Source organism: Sulfuritortus calidifontis, assembly GCF_003967275.1.
In the GTDB taxonomy this organism is placed as follows: domain Bacteria; phylum Pseudomonadota; class Gammaproteobacteria; order Burkholderiales; family Thiobacillaceae; genus Sulfuritortus; species Sulfuritortus calidifontis.
In genome coordinates this window covers 1,227,672-1,246,082 of sequence record NZ_AP018721.1, presented here as the reverse complement: position 1 = coordinate 1,246,082, position 18,411 = coordinate 1,227,672, and the positions used below count along the sequence as shown (strand labels likewise).

At 65.5% G+C, this 18,411-nt stretch carries 18 protein-coding genes and 1 tRNA gene; 10 read left to right on the top strand and 9 right to left on the bottom strand.

The genetic code is table 11. The features are described from left to right. Positions 1-31: 31 nt before the first annotated feature. Positions 32-232, bottom strand: coding sequence for a hypothetical protein (locus EL388_RS06550; RefSeq protein ID WP_126461354.1), 201 nt, complete (start codon positions 230-232; stop codon positions 32-34). 386 nt (positions 233-618) lie between these two features. On the opposite strand from EL388_RS06550, the gene EL388_RS06545 reads away from it, so the two are divergent. Further along, positions 619-903, top strand: a complete 285-nt coding sequence (locus EL388_RS06545) for a hypothetical protein (RefSeq protein ID WP_126461351.1) — start codon at positions 619-621, stop codon at positions 901-903. A gap of 23 nt (positions 904-926) precedes the next feature. Next, on the top strand, positions 927-1,292 hold the full coding sequence (locus EL388_RS06540) for a hypothetical protein (protein ID WP_126461348.1): 366 nt from the start codon (positions 927-929) through the stop codon (positions 1,290-1,292). A gap of 34 nt (positions 1,293-1,326) precedes the next feature. Here the strand turns inward: EL388_RS06540 and EL388_RS06535 are convergent. Beyond that, positions 1,327-1,401: transfer RNA gene (locus EL388_RS06535), tRNA-Val, on the bottom strand. 111 nt (positions 1,402-1,512) lie between these two features. Here EL388_RS06535 and gltX point away from each other — a divergent pair. Both gltX and EL388_RS06525 read left to right on the top strand, forming a co-directional pair. Next, positions 1,513-2,931: a glutamate--tRNA ligase gene (gene gltX / locus EL388_RS06530; RefSeq protein ID WP_126461346.1), complete on the top strand. Its 1,419-nt coding sequence runs from the start codon at positions 1,513-1,515 to the stop codon at positions 2,929-2,931. 132 nt (positions 2,932-3,063) lie between these two features. After that, a complete protein-coding gene (locus EL388_RS06525; protein WP_126461343.1) occupies positions 3,064-3,717 on the top strand; it encodes a glutathione S-transferase N-terminal domain-containing protein in 654 nt (217 codons plus the stop codon). 167 nt (positions 3,718-3,884) lie between these two features. Here the strand turns inward: EL388_RS06525 and mnmA are convergent, their stop codons facing one another. The 6 genes from mnmA to rluD all read right to left on the bottom strand — a co-directional run bounded on the left by mnmA (position 3,885) and on the right by rluD (position 9,623). Beyond that, positions 3,885-4,955: a tRNA 2-thiouridine(34) synthase MnmA gene (gene mnmA, locus EL388_RS06520; protein WP_126461340.1), complete on the bottom strand. Its 1,071-nt coding sequence runs from the start codon at positions 4,953-4,955 to the stop codon at positions 3,885-3,887. A 51-nt stretch (positions 4,956-5,006) separates the two neighbouring features. After that, complete coding sequence (locus tag EL388_RS06515) at positions 5,007-5,465, bottom strand: NUDIX hydrolase (RefSeq protein ID WP_126461337.1); 459 nt, start codon at positions 5,463-5,465, stop codon at positions 5,007-5,009. After that, positions 5,462-6,781, bottom strand: coding sequence for a 30S ribosomal protein S12 methylthiotransferase RimO (gene rimO, locus EL388_RS06510; RefSeq protein ID WP_126461334.1), 1,320 nt, complete (start codon positions 6,779-6,781; stop codon positions 5,462-5,464). The genes EL388_RS06515 and rimO overlap by 4 nt, the downstream gene beginning before the upstream one ends. Positions 6,782-6,985: 204 nt before the next feature. Next, on the bottom strand, positions 6,986-7,801 hold the full coding sequence (locus EL388_RS06505) for a ZIP family metal transporter (RefSeq protein WP_126461331.1): 816 nt from the start codon (positions 7,799-7,801) through the stop codon (positions 6,986-6,988). A 168-nt stretch (positions 7,802-7,969) separates the two neighbouring features. Beyond that, positions 7,970-8,722, bottom strand: coding sequence for a peptidoglycan editing factor PgeF (gene pgeF / locus EL388_RS06500; RefSeq protein ID WP_126461328.1), 753 nt, complete (start codon positions 8,720-8,722; stop codon positions 7,970-7,972). After that, positions 8,709-9,623, bottom strand: coding sequence for a 23S rRNA pseudouridine(1911/1915/1917) synthase RluD (gene rluD, locus EL388_RS06495; protein ID WP_126461325.1), 915 nt, complete (start codon positions 9,621-9,623; stop codon positions 8,709-8,711). The genes pgeF and rluD overlap by 14 nt, the downstream gene beginning before the upstream one ends. A 45-nt stretch (positions 9,624-9,668) precedes the next feature. On the opposite strand from rluD, the gene EL388_RS06490 reads away from it, so the two are divergent. Continuing rightward, positions 9,669-10,457: an outer membrane protein assembly factor BamD gene (locus tag EL388_RS06490; RefSeq protein ID WP_126461322.1), complete on the top strand. Its 789-nt coding sequence runs from the start codon at positions 9,669-9,671 to the stop codon at positions 10,455-10,457. Between the two features lie 92 nt (positions 10,458-10,549). Beyond that, the gene (locus EL388_RS06485; RefSeq protein WP_126461319.1) at positions 10,550-12,724 is read left to right on the top strand and encodes a RelA/SpoT family protein; all 2,175 of its coding nucleotides are present in this window, start codon (positions 10,550-10,552) and stop codon (positions 12,722-12,724) included. 157 nt (positions 12,725-12,881) lie between these two features. Here EL388_RS06485 and ispD read toward each other — a convergent pair whose 3' ends face one another. Next, positions 12,882-13,571, bottom strand: coding sequence for a 2-C-methyl-D-erythritol 4-phosphate cytidylyltransferase (gene ispD / locus EL388_RS06480; RefSeq protein WP_126461316.1), 690 nt, complete (start codon positions 13,569-13,571; stop codon positions 12,882-12,884). A gap of 72 nt (positions 13,572-13,643) precedes the next feature. Between ispD and amrB the strand changes: the two genes are divergently transcribed. The 4 genes from amrB to EL388_RS06460 all read left to right on the top strand — a co-directional run bounded on the left by amrB (position 13,644) and on the right by EL388_RS06460 (position 18,393). Then, positions 13,644-14,444, top strand: a complete 801-nt coding sequence (gene amrB, locus EL388_RS14215; RefSeq protein WP_126461313.1) for an AmmeMemoRadiSam system protein B — start codon at positions 13,644-13,646, stop codon at positions 14,442-14,444. Next, positions 14,434-14,997: an AmmeMemoRadiSam system protein A gene (amrA, locus tag EL388_RS14210; protein ID WP_126461310.1), complete on the top strand. Its 564-nt coding sequence runs from the start codon at positions 14,434-14,436 to the stop codon at positions 14,995-14,997. The genes amrB and amrA overlap by 11 nt, the downstream gene beginning before the upstream one ends. Continuing rightward, positions 14,994-16,082: an AmmeMemoRadiSam system radical SAM enzyme gene (gene amrS / locus EL388_RS06465; protein WP_126461307.1), complete on the top strand. Its 1,089-nt coding sequence runs from the start codon at positions 14,994-14,996 to the stop codon at positions 16,080-16,082. The genes amrA and amrS overlap by 4 nt, the downstream gene beginning before the upstream one ends. A gap of 73 nt (positions 16,083-16,155) precedes the next feature. Further along, positions 16,156-18,393 carry a CHASE2 domain-containing protein gene (locus EL388_RS06460; RefSeq protein WP_172599385.1) on the top strand — a complete coding sequence of 746 codons (2,238 nt, stop codon included), beginning with the start codon at positions 16,156-16,158 and terminating at the stop codon, positions 18,391-18,393. Positions 18,394-18,411: the final 18 nt, after the last annotated feature.

The following is an 18,411-nucleotide window of genomic DNA, read 5'->3' as shown; positions in this document are numbered from 1 at the left end:
GGGCTTCGGGCTATGGATATGTGGATAACGCTCAGTGGTGATTGATGCGAAAGCGGATCATCACCAAATCACCGAAGGTCAAACCGGGATGCCGGCGCATTGCCTCGTTCACCGTGGCAAATCCGACCTCCATAAGAAAATCGGCGAAATACTCAACGTGCTCAGGTAGCATCGGAATCGTGGTAAGCGTCTGCATCTGTTCAACGCGTTCCTCGTCAATCTTGATTTTCATACTGTTCACCGTAACCAAAACGTAACCACTGAGAAACCACCCGGACGGATTTCCGGGCTTCACGTGGCTACGTATGCCGAGCACGGGTGATGCAAGGCATTGATTTACAAAGTACAGTTAGAAATAGCTACGCCTGTTAATCCGCAGGTCCCTGGTTCGAGCCCAGGTCGGGGAGCCAAAAATCGAAAAAGGCCAGCGCATCTGCTGGCCTTTTTTATTTCTGTTCTCGATGGCTCTACTCTTCAATAATCGGCAAGATCCTGCCCCTCGAACTTAAAGTGAAGTCTCAAAAGCTCTTGATTATTTTGAACTTTACAAACAGGAAATTGCCTTATAATTAATTAACAAAAAAGGTGGGGGTTGTGAATATCTGAAAGGAGCGACTCATGCCGATCGAATCCGTTACCAGCACCGCCGGCGCGATCAAGACCTACGCGACCGAAGATACCCAGCGCCGCGGCTCCCGTCCCGAGGATGAACTGCGGGCCGCCAACAGGAAGAACACCCAGCGCGAGGAAGTTCAGCTCAGCGAACAAGCGCGCCAACTCGCCAAGCAATCCATAGCGGAAGACGCCAAGCGCAGCAACCCGGCGCAGGAAACGGAATCCAAGCGGGAACCGCGTGGCACAGCAGCAAAGGCGATCGCCGCCTATCAAAAGGCCGCCGCGTAAGCTTGAGTTCAAGCTAAAGCATAATGGACCTCGCTATCCAGGCCACCAACTACAGCTTCCAAAGCCCGATCCAGAATCGGGCAGCGCAGCCTTTGGCCACGCCTCAGGCGGTCAGCGCCAACAAGCCTGAGACCTCGACGCCCAACCCCAAGGAAGAGACCCGGCTCAATCAGGCACGACAGCAGGCCAACCCCCCAGCCAGGGTCGCCAGCCAGCCGAATGCCGGCTTGATCTCGCGCACGAAAACCGATTTCGAATACGAAGATACCCGGTCGGTGATGAAGGTGACCGATAAGGACGTGCTGATCTATCAAGTGCCGGCCAAGGGCGCGCTGGAAATCATCAAGGCCGAGGCCAAAGAGGCCTCGCGCATCGAAACCGCGGTTTGAACCGCATCAGCGGGAAAACTTCGGGAGGGGAATTTGGTGGGCAGCACAGGGTTCGAACCTGTGACCCCCGCCGTGTGAAGGCGGTGCTCTACCGCTGAGCTAGCTGCCCGAAAGAGGCCGCAATTCTACCCACAGCCCCCATCGCGGTCAAAAGCTTTTTGAGGCGAGTACCCGGCCTCCGGTAGAATGCTGCCCTTTCCGTCTGTTCGATTTTCCCACCATGGTTCGCACCCGTTTCGCCCCCTCCCCGACCGGCTATCTGCACATCGGCGGCGCCCGCACCGCCCTGTTCTCCTGGGCCTATGCCCGCAAGCATGGCGGCCAGTTCATCCTGCGCATCGAGGATACCGACCAGGAACGTTCCACCCTGGAATCGGAGAAGGCCATCCTGGAAGGCATGGCCTGGCTGGGCATCGACTGGGACGAAGGCCCGTTCTACCAAATGAAGCGACTGGACCGGTACAAGGAGATCGCCCAGCGTCTGCTCGACGAGGGCAAGGCCTATTGGTGCTATGCCAGCAAGGAAGAATTGGACGCCATGCGCGAGGAACAGCGCGCCAAGGGCGAGAAGCCGCGCTATGACGGGCGCTGGCGGCCGGAGCCGGGCAAGGCGCTGCCCACTCCGCCGGCGGGCGTGACCCCGGTGCTGCGCTTCAAGACCCCGCTCGACGGCGTCGTCAGCTGGGACGACATGATCAAGGGCCGCATCACCGTGGCCAACAGCGAGCTGGATGACCTGGTGCTGATGCGCGGCGACGGCATCCCCACCTACAACTTCGGCGTCGTGGTCGACGACTGGGACATGGGCATCACCCACTGCATCCGGGGGGATGACCACGTCAACAATACCCCGCGCCAGATCAACATCTACCGCGCCCTGGGCGCCGAGCCGCCGATCTTCGCCCACGTGCCCATGATCCTCGGCCACGACGGCGAGCGCCTGTCCAAGCGGCACGGCGCGGTGTCGGTGTTGCAATACCAGGAAGACGGCTACCTGCCCGAGGCCTTGCTCAACTACCTGGCCCGCCTGGGCTGGGGCCACGGCGACGACGAGAAATTCTCCATGCAGCAGTTCGTCGAATGGTTCGACGCCGCCAACGTCAGCCACTCCCCCGCCCGCTTCGACCAGGAAAAGCTCGCCTGGCTGAACCAGCAGTATCTCAAGGAGGCCGACAACGACCGGCTGGCCGGACTGGTCCTGCCCTTCCTGCACAAGCAGGGCATTGCGCTCGACGGCGGTCCCGATCTGGCCAAGCTCATGGCGCTGCTGAAGGACCGGGTATCGACGGTCGAGGAACTGGCCGATGCCTGCCACATCTTCTTCCGCCAAGCCGAGGCCCCGGTCGAAGAACTCAAGGCCAAGCTCACCGCCGAGACCATGCCGGCCATGGAAAAGCTCAAGGTCGACCTGGCCGGCGTCAATTGGGAGGCTGCCAGCCTCAATCAGTTGCTCAAGGACACCGCCAAGGCCTTCAATCTCAAGCTAGGCCAGATCGGCATCCCCCTGCGCCTGGTGCTGTTCGGCACGGCCCAAACCCCCTCGCTCGATCAGACCCTGGAACTGCTCGGCCGGGCGGAAACCCTGCGCCGGTTCGAGGCGGCCTGGCCACATGCCCAGGCAATGGCACAGGCGAACTGAAAGTTAACCCGGAACTTCACAAGCCGGTAAAATAGACCCCTCACGATCCATGACGGGCGTGGCCGATAAGCAATGACCCATTGCGCAGACTTTCGGCCGCGGTGTAGTTGAATCGGTGTAGATAGACGCAAAATGGCCGCAAAAAAGACCACAAGCAACGCCAACCACAAGACCAAGCTGATCGCTTCGCTGACCAGCCCGTTCGCCCGCAAGGTGCGCATCGTCGCCTCGGAAAAGCGCATCGAGTACGAACTGGTCGTCGACATCCCTTGGAACGAAGACACCCAGGTGCCCAAGCACAATCCGCTGGGCAAGGTGCCGGTCTGGGTGCCGGAGGACGGCAAGGCCCTGTTCGATTCCCGCGTCATCGTCGAATATCTCGACGGCATCAGCCCGGTCAGCCACCTGCTGCCCAAGGATGCCCGCGCCCGCATCGCGGTCAAGCGCTGGGAGGCCCTGGCCGATGGTCTGTGCGATGCCGCCGCCTTGGTCTTCCTGGAGCGCAAGCGCCCGGCCAAGCAACAGGACAAGGCCTGGATCGAACGGCAGATGAAGAAGGTCACCGGCGCGCTGGAAGAGATGAGCGAAGAACTGGGCCAGCGCGACTGGTGTCATGGCGAGGCCTACAGCCTGGCCGACATCTGCGTCGGCTGTGCCCTGGGCTATCTCGATTTGCGTTTCAAGGACGAGATCGACTGGCGCCGCAGCCACCCGAATCTGGCGGAGCTATACGACCGCCTGATGCAGCGGCCGGCCTTCAAAGAAACCGTCCCGCCAGCGGCTTAAGGGGCCTCTGAAAAAGTCCGATTTCGTCGTTCCCGCGCAGGCGGGAACCCAGAAAGATCAATAAACTGGATGCCCGCCTGCGCACCCGTAAGGGACAGGCCGTGGTTGTATAGCCGCTAAAGCGGCAACAACCACGCTCCGGGCATGACGGCTTAATCAGACCTTCCTTAAATAATTATCCCGCCGCCCAGGCAGACCTCGCCGTCGTAGAGCACGACCGACTGTCCCGGCGTCACCGCCCACTGCGGCTCGTCGAACACCAGCTTCAGGTGAGTGCCGGAGATCGCCTCGACCGTGCAGGCGGCGTCCTGCTGCCGATAGCGGGTCTTGGCACCGTAGCGCCGTCCGGCTTCGGCCACCGGACCGACCCAGCTCAAATCGTGCGCCTGCAATTCCGAGCTCAATAGCAGCGGGTGGTCGTGGCCCTGGACCACGATGAGCTCGTTCTTCGCCATGTCCTTGCCGGCGACGAACCAGGGCACGCCCTCCTTAGCCCCCTTCACCCCGCCGATGCCCAGGCCCTGACGCTGGCCCAGGGTGTAATACATCAGGCCCAGGTGCTCGCCGATGACCCGGCCCTCGGGCGTGCGCATCACGCCCGGCCGGGTCGGCAGGAAGCGCCGGAGGAATTCACGGAACGGCCGCTCGCCGATGAAGCAGATGCCGGTGCTGTCCTTCTTGGCGTAATTGGGCAGGCCGGCCTTTTGGGCCAGGGCGCGCACCTCGGGCTTGGGCAGGCCGCCCAGCGGAAACAGGGCACGGGCGATCTGGTGCTGCTGCAGGCGATAGAGAAAGTAGCTCTGGTCCTTGTTGAGATCGACCGCCTTCAGGAGTTTCCGATTCGGCGCCTCGCCCTCCAGCCGCGCATAGTGGCCGGTGGCGATGAAGTCCGCCTTCAGGGTCAGCGCATGGTCGAGAAAGGCCTTGAACTTGATCTCGGCATTGCACAGCACGTCCGGGTTGGGCGTGCGCCCGGCCTGGTATTCCTGGAGGAAATAGGCGAACACCCGGTCCTGGTATTCGCGGCTGAAATTCACCAGCTCGATCTCGATGCCGAGCACCTCGCCCACCGCCAGCACGTCCTTGAAGTCCTGCTCGATCGGGCAGTCGTCCTCCAGGTCGTCGGCCTCCCAGTTCTTCATGAACACGCCGACCACCTCGTGCCCCTGCTGCTTCAGGAGCCAGGCGGTGACGGCGGAATCGACGCCGCCGGAGAGGCCCACGACAATCCTACTCATGGCACGATGCGGCTCATGTTGCTGGGAGGCGTGAGGAACGAGGGAAAATCCTCATTCGAGCAACTCGCTGATCAGGTCCAGGGGAAAGCGCTGGCCGCGCCGGTAGTCCTCGATGCAGCGCAGGATCAGCGGGCTGCGGTGACGCGCGCGCACCGCCTCGATCTCGGCCGGGGTCAGCCAGACCGCGCGCAGGATGCCGGTATCCAAGGCGCGCTCCGGCTCATGGCTGTGCACCTTCCCGGTGAAGGCGAAGCGCAGATAGGTGCGACCCTTGCTCGGGTGGCGCCAGCGATAGACGCCGAGCAGGGCCTCGGGCTCGAAACGATGGGCGGTCTCCTCCAGCACCTCGCGCCGCACCGCATCAAGCAGGGTCTCGCCCTCCTCCAGATGGCCGGCCGGCTGGTTGAAGCGCACGCCCTCGTCGGTCTCTTCCTCGACCAGCAGAAAGCGGCCGTCGCGCTCGACGATGGCGGCCACCACCACATGCGGCTTCCAGATGGTTTCGCTCACAGCGGCTTGCCCCACAGATCGTAATCGTCGCTGCGGGTGACCTTCACCCGCACGAAGTCGCCCACCTTGAGCCCGGCGCCCTGGGCGATGTGGACGACGCCGTCGATCTCGGGCGCATCGGCATAACTGCGGCCCACGGCGCGGCCGCCGGCCACCGCGTCGATCAGTACGGTCAGCACCTGGCCGCGCCGGCGGCGCAGCTTCTCGGCGCTGATGTCGGCCTGCACGTCCATCAGCCGGGCCAGGCGGTCCATCTTCACGTCCTCGTCCACCGGGTCGGGCAAGGCGTTGGCCGCCGCGCCTGCCACCGGCGAATAGGTGAAGGCGCCGACGCGGTCGAGCCGGGCCGCCTGCAGGAAGTCGAGCAAGGCATCGAAATCGTCCTCGGTCTCGCCGGGAAAGCCGACGATGAAGGTGCTGCGGATGACCAGCTCCGGGCATATCTCGCGCCACTTCTCGATCCGGCGCAGGGTATTCTCCGCCGCCGCCGGCCGCTTCATCGCCTTGAGGAGGCGCGGACTGGCGTGCTGGAAGGGGATGTCGAGATAGGGCAGGATCTTGCCCTCCGCCATCAGCGGCACGATGTCGTCGACGCTGGGGTATGGATAAACGTAATGCAGCCGCACCCAGATACCCAGCTCGCCCAGGGCCTGGGCCAGTTCCAGCAGGCGCGTCTTCACCGGCCGGCCGCCCCAGAAGCCGGTGCGGTATTTCAGGTCCACGCCGTAGGCCGAGGTGTCCTGCGACACGATCAAGAGTTCCTTCACCCCGGCCTTGGCCAGGGCCTCGGCCTCCTGCAGCACCTCGCCCACCGGCCGGCTGACCAGGTCGCCGCGCAGGGACGGGATGATGCAGAAGGTGCAGCGGTGGTTGCAGCCCTCCGAGATCTTCAGATAGGCGTAATGCCGCGGCGTCAGCTTCAGCCCGCCGGGCGGGATCAGGTCGGTGTAGGGGTCGTGCGGCTTGGGCAGGTGGGCGTGCACCGCCGCCATCACCGCCTCGGTCGCGTGCGGGCCGGTCACCGCCAGCACCTGGGGGTGGGCGCTCTCGACCACACCCTCGCGCGCGCCCAGGCAGCCGGTGACGATGACCTTGCCGTTCTCGCGCAGGGCCTCGCCGATGGCGTCCAGGCTCTCCTCCACCGCCGAGTCGATGAAACCGCAGGTATTGACCACCACCAGGTCGGCATCGTCGTAGGTCGGCACGATGAGATAGCCCTCGGCCCGAAGCTGGGTCAGGATGCGCTCGGAATCGAAGGTGTTCTTCGGGCAGCCGAGGGAAACGAAGCCGATTTTGGGGAGAGTCTGCATGGTCATTCGGTCATTTTCGGGAACGGCAGCGAGCCCGCCCCCGCCGGAAAGTTCATTCGTCTGGAAAAACGGCTACATTTCGCGCCGTAATTTCTGAGGCAGCCCATGTTCGTACCCATCATCGCCATCGGCTACGGCTACATCATCCTGATGATGACCATCAGCGCGGAGAGCCTTTGGTCGGGTCTGGCCGTGTTCGTCGGCCTCGGGCTAGTGCCCATGTACCTCATGGCCAAGCTGCTCCGCCGCCGCGCCAAACCACTCCTCCGCCAGTCCGCCGACCAGCCAGACCGTGAGCACGCCGGCCAGGATCAAGACGATCTGCGCCCCGGTGTGTGACAGCTCCACCCGCTTGTGCAGGCCGGGGATGAGGTCCGCCACCGCCACATAGATCATGCCCGAGGCGGCCAGGGCCAGCATGTAGGGCATGGCCTGCTGCACCGGGGCCAGGGCGTAATAGCCGAGGACGCCGCCGACCAGGGTGGCCAGGCTGCTGACCAGGTTGAGCATGAGCGCCCTGCCCCGACTGTAGCCGGAATGCAGCAAAATCAAAAAGTCGCCCATCTCCTGTGGAATCTCGTGGGCGACGATGGCCACCGTGGTCACCACGCCCAGCTTCATGTCGACCAGGAAGGCCGCGGCGATGATCACGCCGTCGACGAAGTTGTGCATGGTGTCGCCGATGGTGATCATCAGCCCGGAGCGGCCGTGGTCGTGGGCCGGGGCATGGGCGCCGTGCGCCTCGCAGGCCTCGACGTGGCAGTGCCGCCAGAGCACCAGTTTTTCCAGCAGGAAGAAGAGCAGGATGCCGCCGAGCACGGTCACGCCGATGCGCTGGAAATCGCCCGTCAATTCCAGGGCATGCGGCAGCACTTCCAGGAAGGCCGCGCCGAGCAGGGCGCCGATGGCGTAACTCACCATCACCGGCACCCATTCCACCCTGGCCTTCAGGGCAATGGTGGCGAACAGGACGGAGAGCACGCCGCCAGCAAGACCGGCGATCAGTATCCAAGCTAGGGTTGTCATCGAACTTATCTGGGTTTGGGCTGGGCCAAAGGAGCGAATTCTACCGAAGTATTTAGACTTGCTCCCTCCCCACTTGTGGGGAGGGCTGGGGCGGGGACTGATTACCAGCAATTGGCGCCCCGCTCCCCCTCCCAACCTCTCCCATAGATGGGGGAGGCGGCTGTGTCATTACGCCAGCCAGACCAGGCTGGCCATGCGGCCGGTCTTTGGCTCACGGCGGAAGGAATAGAAGCGTTCGGCATCGCGCAGGGTGCAGAGGCCGCCGCCATAGACCCGGCTTACGCCGAGGCGGGCAAGCCGCAACCGGGCCAGGGCGTAGATGTCGGCCAGCCACTTGTGCGGCGCCGCATCCAAGGTGCCGGGCCAGGCCGGGCGGAAGGCCGTGGCGGCCAGCGGATCGTGTGCCATGAAGACCTCACGCACCTCGGGCCCCACCTCGAAGCTGTCCGGCCCGATGGCCGCGCCCAGCCAGGCCATGATGGTTTCCGGCGGCACCCGCATGGCCTCGACCGTGCGCTCCAGCACCCCACCGGCCAGCCCACGCCAGCCGGCGTGGGCCGCCGCCACCACCGTGCCGGCGGCATCGCAGAACAGCACCGGCAGGCAGTCGGCGGTGAGCACCGCGCAGACCCGGTTTGGCGCGCGCGCCACCGCGGCGTCGGCCTCGGTGCCTTCGGCATCGACCCCGGCCTCGGCCACCCGGTCGCCATGCACCTGCTTGAGCCACAGCGGCTCGGCCGGCAGAAAGCGGCGCAGGATGGCCCGGTTCTCGGCCACGCTCAAGGGATCGTCGCCCACGTGGCTGGCCGGGTTCAGGCTGTCGTAGGGCGGCTGGCTCACCCCGCCTGCGCGCGTGGTCATGCAGCCGCGCACATTGGGCGGGGCCGGCCAGTCGGGCTTGAGCCATTCATTCGGCAGCATCCAGGGCCTCCAATAACTGTTTGAAATCCGCCGGCGGCGGCGCCTCGAAGGCGAGCGGCTCGCCGCTCACCGGATGCTCGAAGCCCAGGCGCAGCGCATGCAGGGCCTGGCGATGGAAGTCCCAGCGGCCCTTGCGATGGCCAAGATAGACCGGGTCGCCGACCAGGGGATGGCCAAGATAGGCCAGATGCACCCGGATCTGGTGGGTGCGGCCGGTGGCTAGTTGACACTCGACCCAGGTCGCGCCGGGATAGCGCTTGAGCACTTTATAGCGGGTCAGGGCGGGCTTGCCCGAATCGACCACCGCCATCCGGGTGCGCTGGGTCGGGTGGCGGCCGATGGGCGCCTCGATCTCGCCGGCATCCCGGGCCAACTCGCCCATGGCCACCGCCCAGTAGGTGCGCCTCACCGTGCGGGCCTGCAGTTCGCGCACCAGCCGGGTCTGGGCCGTCAGGGTCTTGGCCACCACCATCAGGCCCGAGGTCTCCTTGTCCAGGCGATGGACGATGCCGGCCCTGGGCACCTCGGCCAATTGCGGGGCGTGATGCAGCAGGGCATTGAGCAGGGTGCCCGCCCAATTGCCGGCACCGGGGTGGGTGACCAGGCCGGCCGGCTTGTTCAGCACCAGCACGTCGGCATCCTCGTAAACGATGTCCAGGGCAATGGCCTCGGCCTGGTGCGGCTGCTCGGAGGGATGGACCTGTGGCTGAACCTCGATCGCCTCGCCGCCCCAGAGTTTGTGCTTGCGGCTAGCCGGCTTGCCGTCGACCCGCACCAGTCCCTCGTCGCACCAGGCCTGGATCCGGCTGCGCGAATAATCGGGCAGCAGTTCGGCCAGGCTCTGGTCCAGGCGGCGGCCGGCATGCTCGACAGGAATGATGAAAGTCAGGGTTTGGCTCATGGCCGGCCCGGTTATAATCCGGCGAACTCGTCAGGATGAATCGCAATGAACCGGATTTTAGCCGCATTACTGCTTACCCTCCTCGCCGGTTGCAGCCTGCTGCCGGAGCAGATCGACGAAACCAAGGGCTGGTCCGCCTCCAAGCTGTACAACGTCGCCAAGGAGGAGTTGGCCGAGGACAACTTCACCAAGGCGATCGAGCTGTTCGAGAAGCTCGAGGCGCGCTATCCCTACGGCCCCTATGCCCAGCAGGCCCAGCTCGAAGTGGCCTACGCCTATTACAAGGACAACGAGCCGGTTTCCGCCATCGCCGCCTGCGACCGCTTCATCAAGCTGCACCCGAACCATCCGCACGTCGATTACGCCTATTACCTCAAGGGCCTGGCCAACTTCATCGAGGACAGCAGCCTGTTCGCCAGCGTGGGCAAGCAGGACATGAGCGAGCGCGACCCGCGCGCCGCCCGCGAGTCGTTCGAGGCCTTCAAGGAACTGGTGCAGCGCTTCCCCGAGAGCAAATATGCGGCCGACGCCACCGCTCGCATGAAGTACCTGGTCAACGCCCTGGCCTCGCACGAGGTGCACGTCTCCCGCTACTACTATCAGCGCGGCGCCTATGTCGCGGCGGCCAGCCGGGCCAAGGCCGTGCTGGAGACCTATCCCAACGCCCCGGCCCTGGAAGAGGCGCTCTACCTCATGGCCAAGAGCTACGAGGCGATGAACCTCAACGACCTGCGCGACGACGCCCTGCGCGTGCTCAAGCACAATTTCCCCAACAGCCCCTATCTTGGCGGCAAGCCCGTCAACCAAGAAAAGGCATGGTGGAAGTTCTGGTAGTCCAAGTTGGCAGTTTTCAGTTGGCGGTCGTCAGCGGCTTGAGTTGTGGATGCTGCGAACTGACGACTGCCAACTGACGACTTGTTGCCGTCATGGTCACCCATGCCCTGAGCCACACCGCCCGCAGCGCGGAAGACTGGTTCGGACAGATCGCCGGGCGCTACGGGCCGGATCAGACCGCGCGCATTCGTAGCGCCTTCGCCTATCTGCTCGAACACGGCTCCGAGCTGGCCGCCGACAGCGGCGTGCCCTTGACCGAACATGCCCTGGCCAGCGCCATGCAGCTGGCCGCCATGGGCTTCGATGCCGATACCGTGGCCGCCGCCCTGCTCAACGGCCTGCCCGAGGCTGCGCTCAAGCCCGAGAAGCTCGCGCCCCTGTTCGGCGATGGTTTGAGCCGCCTGGTGCAGGGCACCCAGCACCTGGCGCGGATGGACAGCCTGCTCTCCGACAGCCCGGTCGAGGGTGGCCAGAGCGAGGCCCTGCGCCAGATGCTGCTGGCCATGACCGACGACATCCGGGTGGTGCTGATCAAGCTGGCTGACCGCGCCTGCGCCCTGCGCGAACTCGCCCCGACTAAACAGGACGGGGGCGACGAGGCCCATAGGCACAAGGTCGCGCTCGACACCCGCGAGCTCTACGCCCCCCTGGCCAACCGTCTGGGCGTCTGGCAGCTCAAGTGGGAGCTGGAGGACCTCGCCTGCCGCTACCTCGAACCCGACACCTACAAACAAATCGCCAAGCAGCTCGACGAGCGCCGGATCGAGCGCGAGGACTACATCGAGCAGGTCATCCATCTGCTCGACAGCGAGCTGGCCCGGGACGGCCTCAAGGGCTATGCCATCTCCGGCCGGCCCAAGCACATCGCCAGCATCCTGGCCAAGATGCGCAAGAAGCGCCTGTCCTTCGACGAGGTCTACGACGTGCGCGCCGTGCGCGTGCTGGTGCAGGACGTGAAGGACTGCTACCAGGTGCTCGGCCTGGTCCATCACCTGTGGCAACCGATCCCCGGCCAGTTCGACGATTACATCTCGCGGCCCAAGGGCAATGGCTACCGCTCCCTGCACACGGCGGTGATCGGCCCCGAGGACAAGGCGCTGGAGGTCCAGATCCGCACCTTCGAGATGCATCAGGAGGCGGAACTGGGCATGGCCGCCCACTGGCGCTACAAGGAGGGTGGCGGCGGCGAGAAGCTGCAGGAGAAGATCGCCTGGCTGCGCCAGCTGCTGGCCTGGAAGAGCGAGCTGGCCGACAGCGCAGAACTGGCCGAGCAGTTCAAGACCGAGCTGGTCCACGACGAGGTCTACGCCCTCACCCCGCAGGGCCGGGTTGTGGCCCTGGCCGCCGGCGCCACCCCGCTCGACTTCGCCTATGCCGTGCACACCAACCTGGGCCACCGCTGCCGCGGCGCCAAGGTCGACGGCGTGCTGGTGCCGCTGGACACCGCGCTCAAGACCGGCCAGCGGGTGGAGATTCTCACGGTCAAGGAAGGCGCGCCCAGCCGCGACTGGCTCAACCCCGCGCTGGGCTTTCTCAAGACCTCGCGCGCCCGGTCCAAGGTACGCCAGTGGTTCCGCCAGCAGGACCTCGACACCCATATCCAGGAAGGCCGGGAGACGGTGGAACGGGAGATCCAGCGCCTCGGCCTGATCAACATCAACCTGGAAAAACTCGCTGCCCGGCTGAAATTCAGCAAGCTGGAAGAGCTGTTCGCCGCCGTCGGCCGCGGCGACCTCGGCCCCGGCAACCTGGGCCGCGCGCTGCAGGACGAATTCCAGCCGCCGCCGGAAAAGCCCCTGATCGGCCGCCGCCGCAGCAAGGAAACGCCCTCCGGCGTCATCGTCGAGGGCGAGGCCAACATGCTCACCGCCATCGCCGGCTGCTGCAAACCGGCGCCGCCCGATGCCATCGTCGGCTATACCACCCAGGGTCGCGGCGTCACCATCCACCGGGCCGACTGCCCGGTGGTCAAGCGACTGCCCGAGATCCGCCGCGCCCGCCTGCTGCACGCCGAATGGGGCAAGGCCGACAAGCAGGTGTTCGAGGTCGACGTGGTGGTGCTGGCGCAGGACCGCGCCGGGCTGCTGAAAGACATCACCGAGATCTTCGCCCAGGAAAAGCTCAACGTGGTACGGGTGAACACCCTATCCCACGACGGCGAGGCACGCATGGAATTCACCTGCGAGGTGCGCGACATCGGCCAGCTCTCCCGCTTCCTGGGCCGGGTCGCCCATGTCCGCGGGGTGTATCAGGCTAGAAGGAAGTAAGCCACCTGGGAGCCTGTCGGACTTAATCCCCCATGCGCGAGATGTTAAGTCCGACAGGCTCTTAGAATATCGAAATTCCTCCCCCTCCCGACCTCCCCCACAAGTGGGGGAGGAGCATGCGCCCTCCCCACTTGTGAGGAGGGTTGGGGTGGAGAAATCACTTGGAACAGCGATCAAGCCACCAGCCCGCCACCTCCAGGTCGTGCGGAAAGGTCACTTTCAGGTTGCTGGCATCGCTTTCCACCAGCAGCGGCGACAGGCCCAGGTGCTCGATGGCCGAGGCCTCGTCGGTCACCTCGGCGCCGGCCCGACGCAGCGCCTCGCGCAGAAGGCCGTAGCGGAACATCTGCGGCGTCTGCGCCCCCCACAGTCCCTGGCGCGGCACGGTCTCGCGGATGCGCTGGCCGTGGCCTTCGCGCTTTAAGGTGTCGGCCACCGGGGCGGCGAGGATACCGCCCACCGCATCGTCGCGCACCGCCTCCAGCAGCTTGTCGAGCAGGGCGCGCGAGAGACAGGGGCGCGCGGCGTCGTGCACCAGCATCCAATCCTGCTCGGCCACCTCGTCGGCGATCGCCTCCAGGCCGTTGAGCACGCTCTGCGCCCGGGTCTCGCCGCCGCAGCGCAGCACGCTCAGCTTGGCAAAGCCGCTCCAGTCATACCCCTCCCAGTATCCGTCCGCCGCCGAGAGCACGACATAAATCCGGCTGATGGCAGCGTGCGTCTCGAAGGCGCGCAAGGCATGCCAGATCATCGGCCGGCCGGCGAGTTCCAGATATTGCTTGGGGAAATCGGCGCCCATCCGGGCACCAACCCCGGCGGCGGGCAGCAAGGCGAAGTGGCGTGACATGTGATTGGTATTGTTGGGAATCTGCCCTAATTTTAAATGAGTAATGTAGGGAATTAGCGTGGGGGTTGTCATATGAATCTGGTCCGTCCGGCCGCCGTGGCCGGCATGTTCTATCCGGGTGACGCCGCCACCCTGGCACGCGATGTCCAGCAAATGCTGGCACAGGCCGAGCCCACGCCGCTCAGGCCCAAGGCCATCGTCGCGCCACATGCCGGCTACATCTACTCCGGCCCCATCGCCGCCTCGGCCTATGCCCTGCTCAAGCCCCTGAGCCAGACCATCCGCCGAGTGGTTCTGCTCGGCCCGGTGCACCGGGTCTGGGTGCAGGGGCTGGCCCTGCCCGAGGCCGAAAGCTTCGAGACCCCGCTGGGCCGGGTGCCGATCGATCACGAGGCGGTGGTCGCCATCCGTGACCTGCCCCAGGTCGAGGTCAATGCCACGGCCCATGCCATGGAGCATTCGCTCGAGGTGCAGTTGCCCTTCCTGCAGACGGTGCTGGAGGACTTTGCCCTGGTGCCCCTGGTGGTCGGCGGCGCCACACCACAGGAGGTGGCCGAGGTGCTGGAGATGCTCTGGGGCGGCGACGAGACCCTGATCGTGATCAGTTCCGATCTGTCGCATTACCTGCCCTATGTCACCGCGCAGCAGACCGACCGGGACACCGTGCGCCACATCCTCAGCCTCGACGCCCACCTGCTGGGCGAGCAGGCCTGCGGCGCCCATCCGCTCAATGGCCTGCTGCTTGCCGCCCGCCGCCACGGCCTGCGGGCACAGCTGCTCGACCTACGCAATTCCGGCGACACCGCCGGCGACAAGCACCAGGTGGTGGGCTACGCCGCCATCGCCCTCACCGAGGCTGGCCATGTCCATTAATAACGAGAAGGGCCGCCTGCTCACCCGTCTGGCCCGCGCCGCCATCGCCCGCCGGCTGGGCGAAGTGGCGGCGGGCGAAGCCGGTCCCCTTCCCGATTGGCTGCGGCAGCCCGGCGCCGTCTTCGTCACCCTCACCCAGCACGGCCAGTTGCGCGGCTGCATCGGCAGCCTGGAGGCGCACCGGCCGCTGGCCGAGGACCTGGAGGAGAACGCCCAGGCCGCCGCCTTCCGCGACCCGCGCTTCCCGCCCTTGAGCCGCACCGAGCTGCCCGACACCCGGATCGAGGTCTCCATCCTGTCCCCACCCGAACCCATCCACTTTTCCAGCCAGGAAGACGCGCTCAGGCAACTGCGGCCGGGCATCGACGGCGTCATCCTCGAATACGGCCACCACCGTGCCACTTTCCTGCCCCAGGTCTGGGACCAGCTGCCGGAGCCTGCCCAGTTCATGAGCCATCTCAAGCTCAAGGCCGGCCTGCCCGGATACTTCTGGGCCGACGACCTGAAGCTCTACCGTTACACCGTGGAAAAATTCAAAGAGGACACACCATGACCGTCGCCGAATCGAATTACCCTGGCCGCTGGTGGCACCCGCTGGAGGATGGCCGCATTCAGTGCGATCTTTGCCCGCGCGACTGCAAGCTGCACGAGGGCCAGCGCGGCGCCTGCTTCGTGCGGCGCATGGAAGGCGGCCGGATGATCCTGACCACCTACGGCCGCAGCTCCGGCTTCTGCGTCGACCCGATCGAGAAGAAGCCGCTCAACCACTTCTACCCTGGCACCTCGGTCTTCTCTTTCGGCACCGCCGGTTGCAATCTGGCCTGCAAGTTCTGCCAGAACTGGGACATCTCCAAATCGCGCGATTTCGACCGCCTGGCCGACGCCGCCAGTCCCGATGAGATCGCCAGGACCGCGCAGAAGCTGGGCTGCAAGAGCGTGGCCTACACCTACAACGACCCGGTGCCCTTCGCCGAATATGCCATGGATACCGCGGACGCCTGCCACAAGCTGGGCATCCAGAGCGTGGCGGTGACCGCCGGCTACATCCACGATGCGCCCCGGCGCGAGTTCTACGCCAAGATGGACGCCGCCAACGTCGATCTGAAGGGGTTCACCGAGGATTTCTACGTGAACTATTGCGGCGGCCACCTGCAGGCCGTGCTCGACACCCTGGTCTATCTCAAGCGCGAGACCCAGGTCTGGTTCGAGATCACCACCCTGCTCATCCCCACCCTGAACGACTCCGACGACGAGATCAAGCGCCTGTCGGACTGGGTGCTGAAGGAACTGGGCCCGGACGTGCCGCTGCACTTCACCGCCTTCCACCCCGACTACAAGCTGATGCACCTGCCGCCGACGCCGGGCGAGACCTTGAGCCGCGCCCGCCAGATCGCCCTGCAGGCCGGGCTGCACTATGTCTACACCGGCAACGTGCACGACCGCGAGGGTGGCACCACCTACTGCCCCTCGTGCAGAACGCCGCTGATCGTGCGCGACTGGTACGAGATTCCCGAATACCACGTCACCGACGACGGCCATTGCCCGAAGTGCGGCACCGCCCTCGCCGGCCGCTTCCAAAAATTCGAACGCCCCTTCGGCGCGCGCCGCATCCCGGTGGCCATGCACCTCGCCGCCTGAAATCGGGCTGGTGGCCCTGTGCTACCATCCCCTTGGCCTTAGCCGACAATAAAGCCAAGGGGACCGCCGCCACATGTTCAGCACCTTCAAGCGCCACACCTGGCGCATGCTCACCGGCCTGCTGCTGCTGATCGGCCTGCTGCTCAACACCGCCGGCGTCTACCATATCCCCCTGCTCGACCGCCTGGAAGAAATCGCCTACGACACCCGCCTGCGGTTTCTGATGCCGAACACGGTGGACCCCCGCATCGTCATCATCGACCTCGACGAAAAGAGCCTCAAGGCCGAAGGGCGCTGGCCCTGGGGGCGCGACAAGGTGGCCCGGCTGGTCGACCGCCTGTTCGACGACTATGGCGTGGCCATCGTCGGCTTCGACGTGGTGTTCGCCGAGCCGGACGAGAGCTCCGGGCTCAAGGTGCTGCAGGGCCTGGCGCAAAGCCGGCTCAAAGGCATCCCGGAATACCAGTCTGCCATGCGCGAACTGGCACCCCAGCTCGACCGCGATGCCCTGTTCGCCCAACACATCCGGGGCCGGCCGGTCATCCTCGGCTATTACTTCACCAGCCGCAGCGGCCAGCAGCAGGCCCAGGTCTCCGGCGTCCTGCCCGAGCCCATCTTCCCGCCCGGCGCCCTGGGCGACATCCGGCTGCAGGCGCGGTCGATGGACGGCTACGGCGCGAACCTGCCCGCCCTGCAGGCGGCCGCCCTCGACAGTGGCCACTTCAACCCGCTGCACGACCCGGACGGGGTCAACCGCCGGGTACCGCTGCTGCTGGAATACCAGGGCGGCTATTACGAGAGCCTCGCCCTGCTCATGGCGCGCCACTTCCTCGGCGTCGACTTCGTCGAGCTCGGCTTCCCGGACGAGGAGGCGATGGCCGCCGGCTACACCGCCATCGAATGGGTCAAGCTGGGCGACATCCGCATCCCGGTCGACAAGGAATTCGCCACCCTGGTGCCCTACCGCGGCGGCCAGGGCAGCTTCCCCTACATCTCGGCCACCGACGTGCTGCACAAGAAGGTCGACCCGGCCATGCTCGCCGGCCGCATCATCCTGATCGGCACCACCGCGCCCGGGCTCATGGATCTGCGCACCGTGCCGGTCGGCACCGTCTATCCAGGGGTGGAGGTCCATGCCAATCTGATCTCCGGTATCCTCGACAACAACATCAAGGAGCGTCCCGCCTACGTGCTGGGCCTGGAACTGGCCCTGCTCCTCTTCAACGGCATCGCCATCGTCCTGGTCCTCGCCCTGCTGGGGCCGGTCACCAGCCTGCTGTTCACCCTGGCCGTGCTCGGCGCCAACGTCGGCTTCAATCTCTGGGCCTGGCAGAACATCAATCTGGTCTATCCCATCGCCTCGGTCACCGTGCTCATCCTCGGCCTGTTCGCCATCAACATGGTCTACGGCTTCTTCTTCGAGGCACGCACCAAGCGCCGGGTGGCCGGGCTGTTCGGCCAGTATGTGCCGCCGGAGCTGGTCGAGGAGCTGTCGGAGCATCCCGAGCAGGCCAGCATGGAAGGCGACAGCCGGGAGATGACCGTGCTGTTCAGCGACGTGCGCAACTTCACCAATCTGTCCGAGGGGCTGACCCCGATCGAACTCACCCGGCTGATGAACGCCTACCTCACCACCATGACCCGCGTGATCCACGAGCATCGGGGCACCATCGACAAATACATCGGCGACGCCATCATGGCCTTCTGGGGCGCGCCCCTGGCCGATCCCGACCACGCCCGCCACGGCCTCGCGGCCGCACTGGCCATGCAGGCGAAGATGAAGGAACTGCGCGAGGAATTTCCCAAGCGGGGCTGGCCGGCCATGCGCATCGGCGTCGGCCTCAACACCGGGGTGATGAACGTCGGCAACATGGGCTCCGAGTTCCGCCGCTCCTATACCGTCATGGGGGATGCGGTGAACCTGGCCTCGCGCCTGGAGGGCCTGACCAAGGAATACGGCGTCGAGATCCTGGTCGGCGAACACACCCGCGATGCCCTGCCCGATTTCGTCTTCCGCGAACTCGACCGGGTGCGGGTGAAGGGCAAGGACAAGCCGGTGGCGATCTACGAGCCGCTCGGCCTCCAAGACAAGGTTGCCGAGGAGGTGAAGGCGGAAGTCGCCCGCTTTGAACAGGCCTTGGCCGACTACCGTGCGCAGCGCTGGGACGCCGCCGAGACCGGGCTGAAGGCCCTGGCCGGACAGCATCCGGAGGCCAAGCTCTACCAGCTCTACCTCGAACGCATCGCACACTCCCGCGCCGAGCCGCCCGGCGAAGGCTGGGACGGTGTGTTCGTGTTCAAGACCAAATAGATATCCCGCTGCGCATGG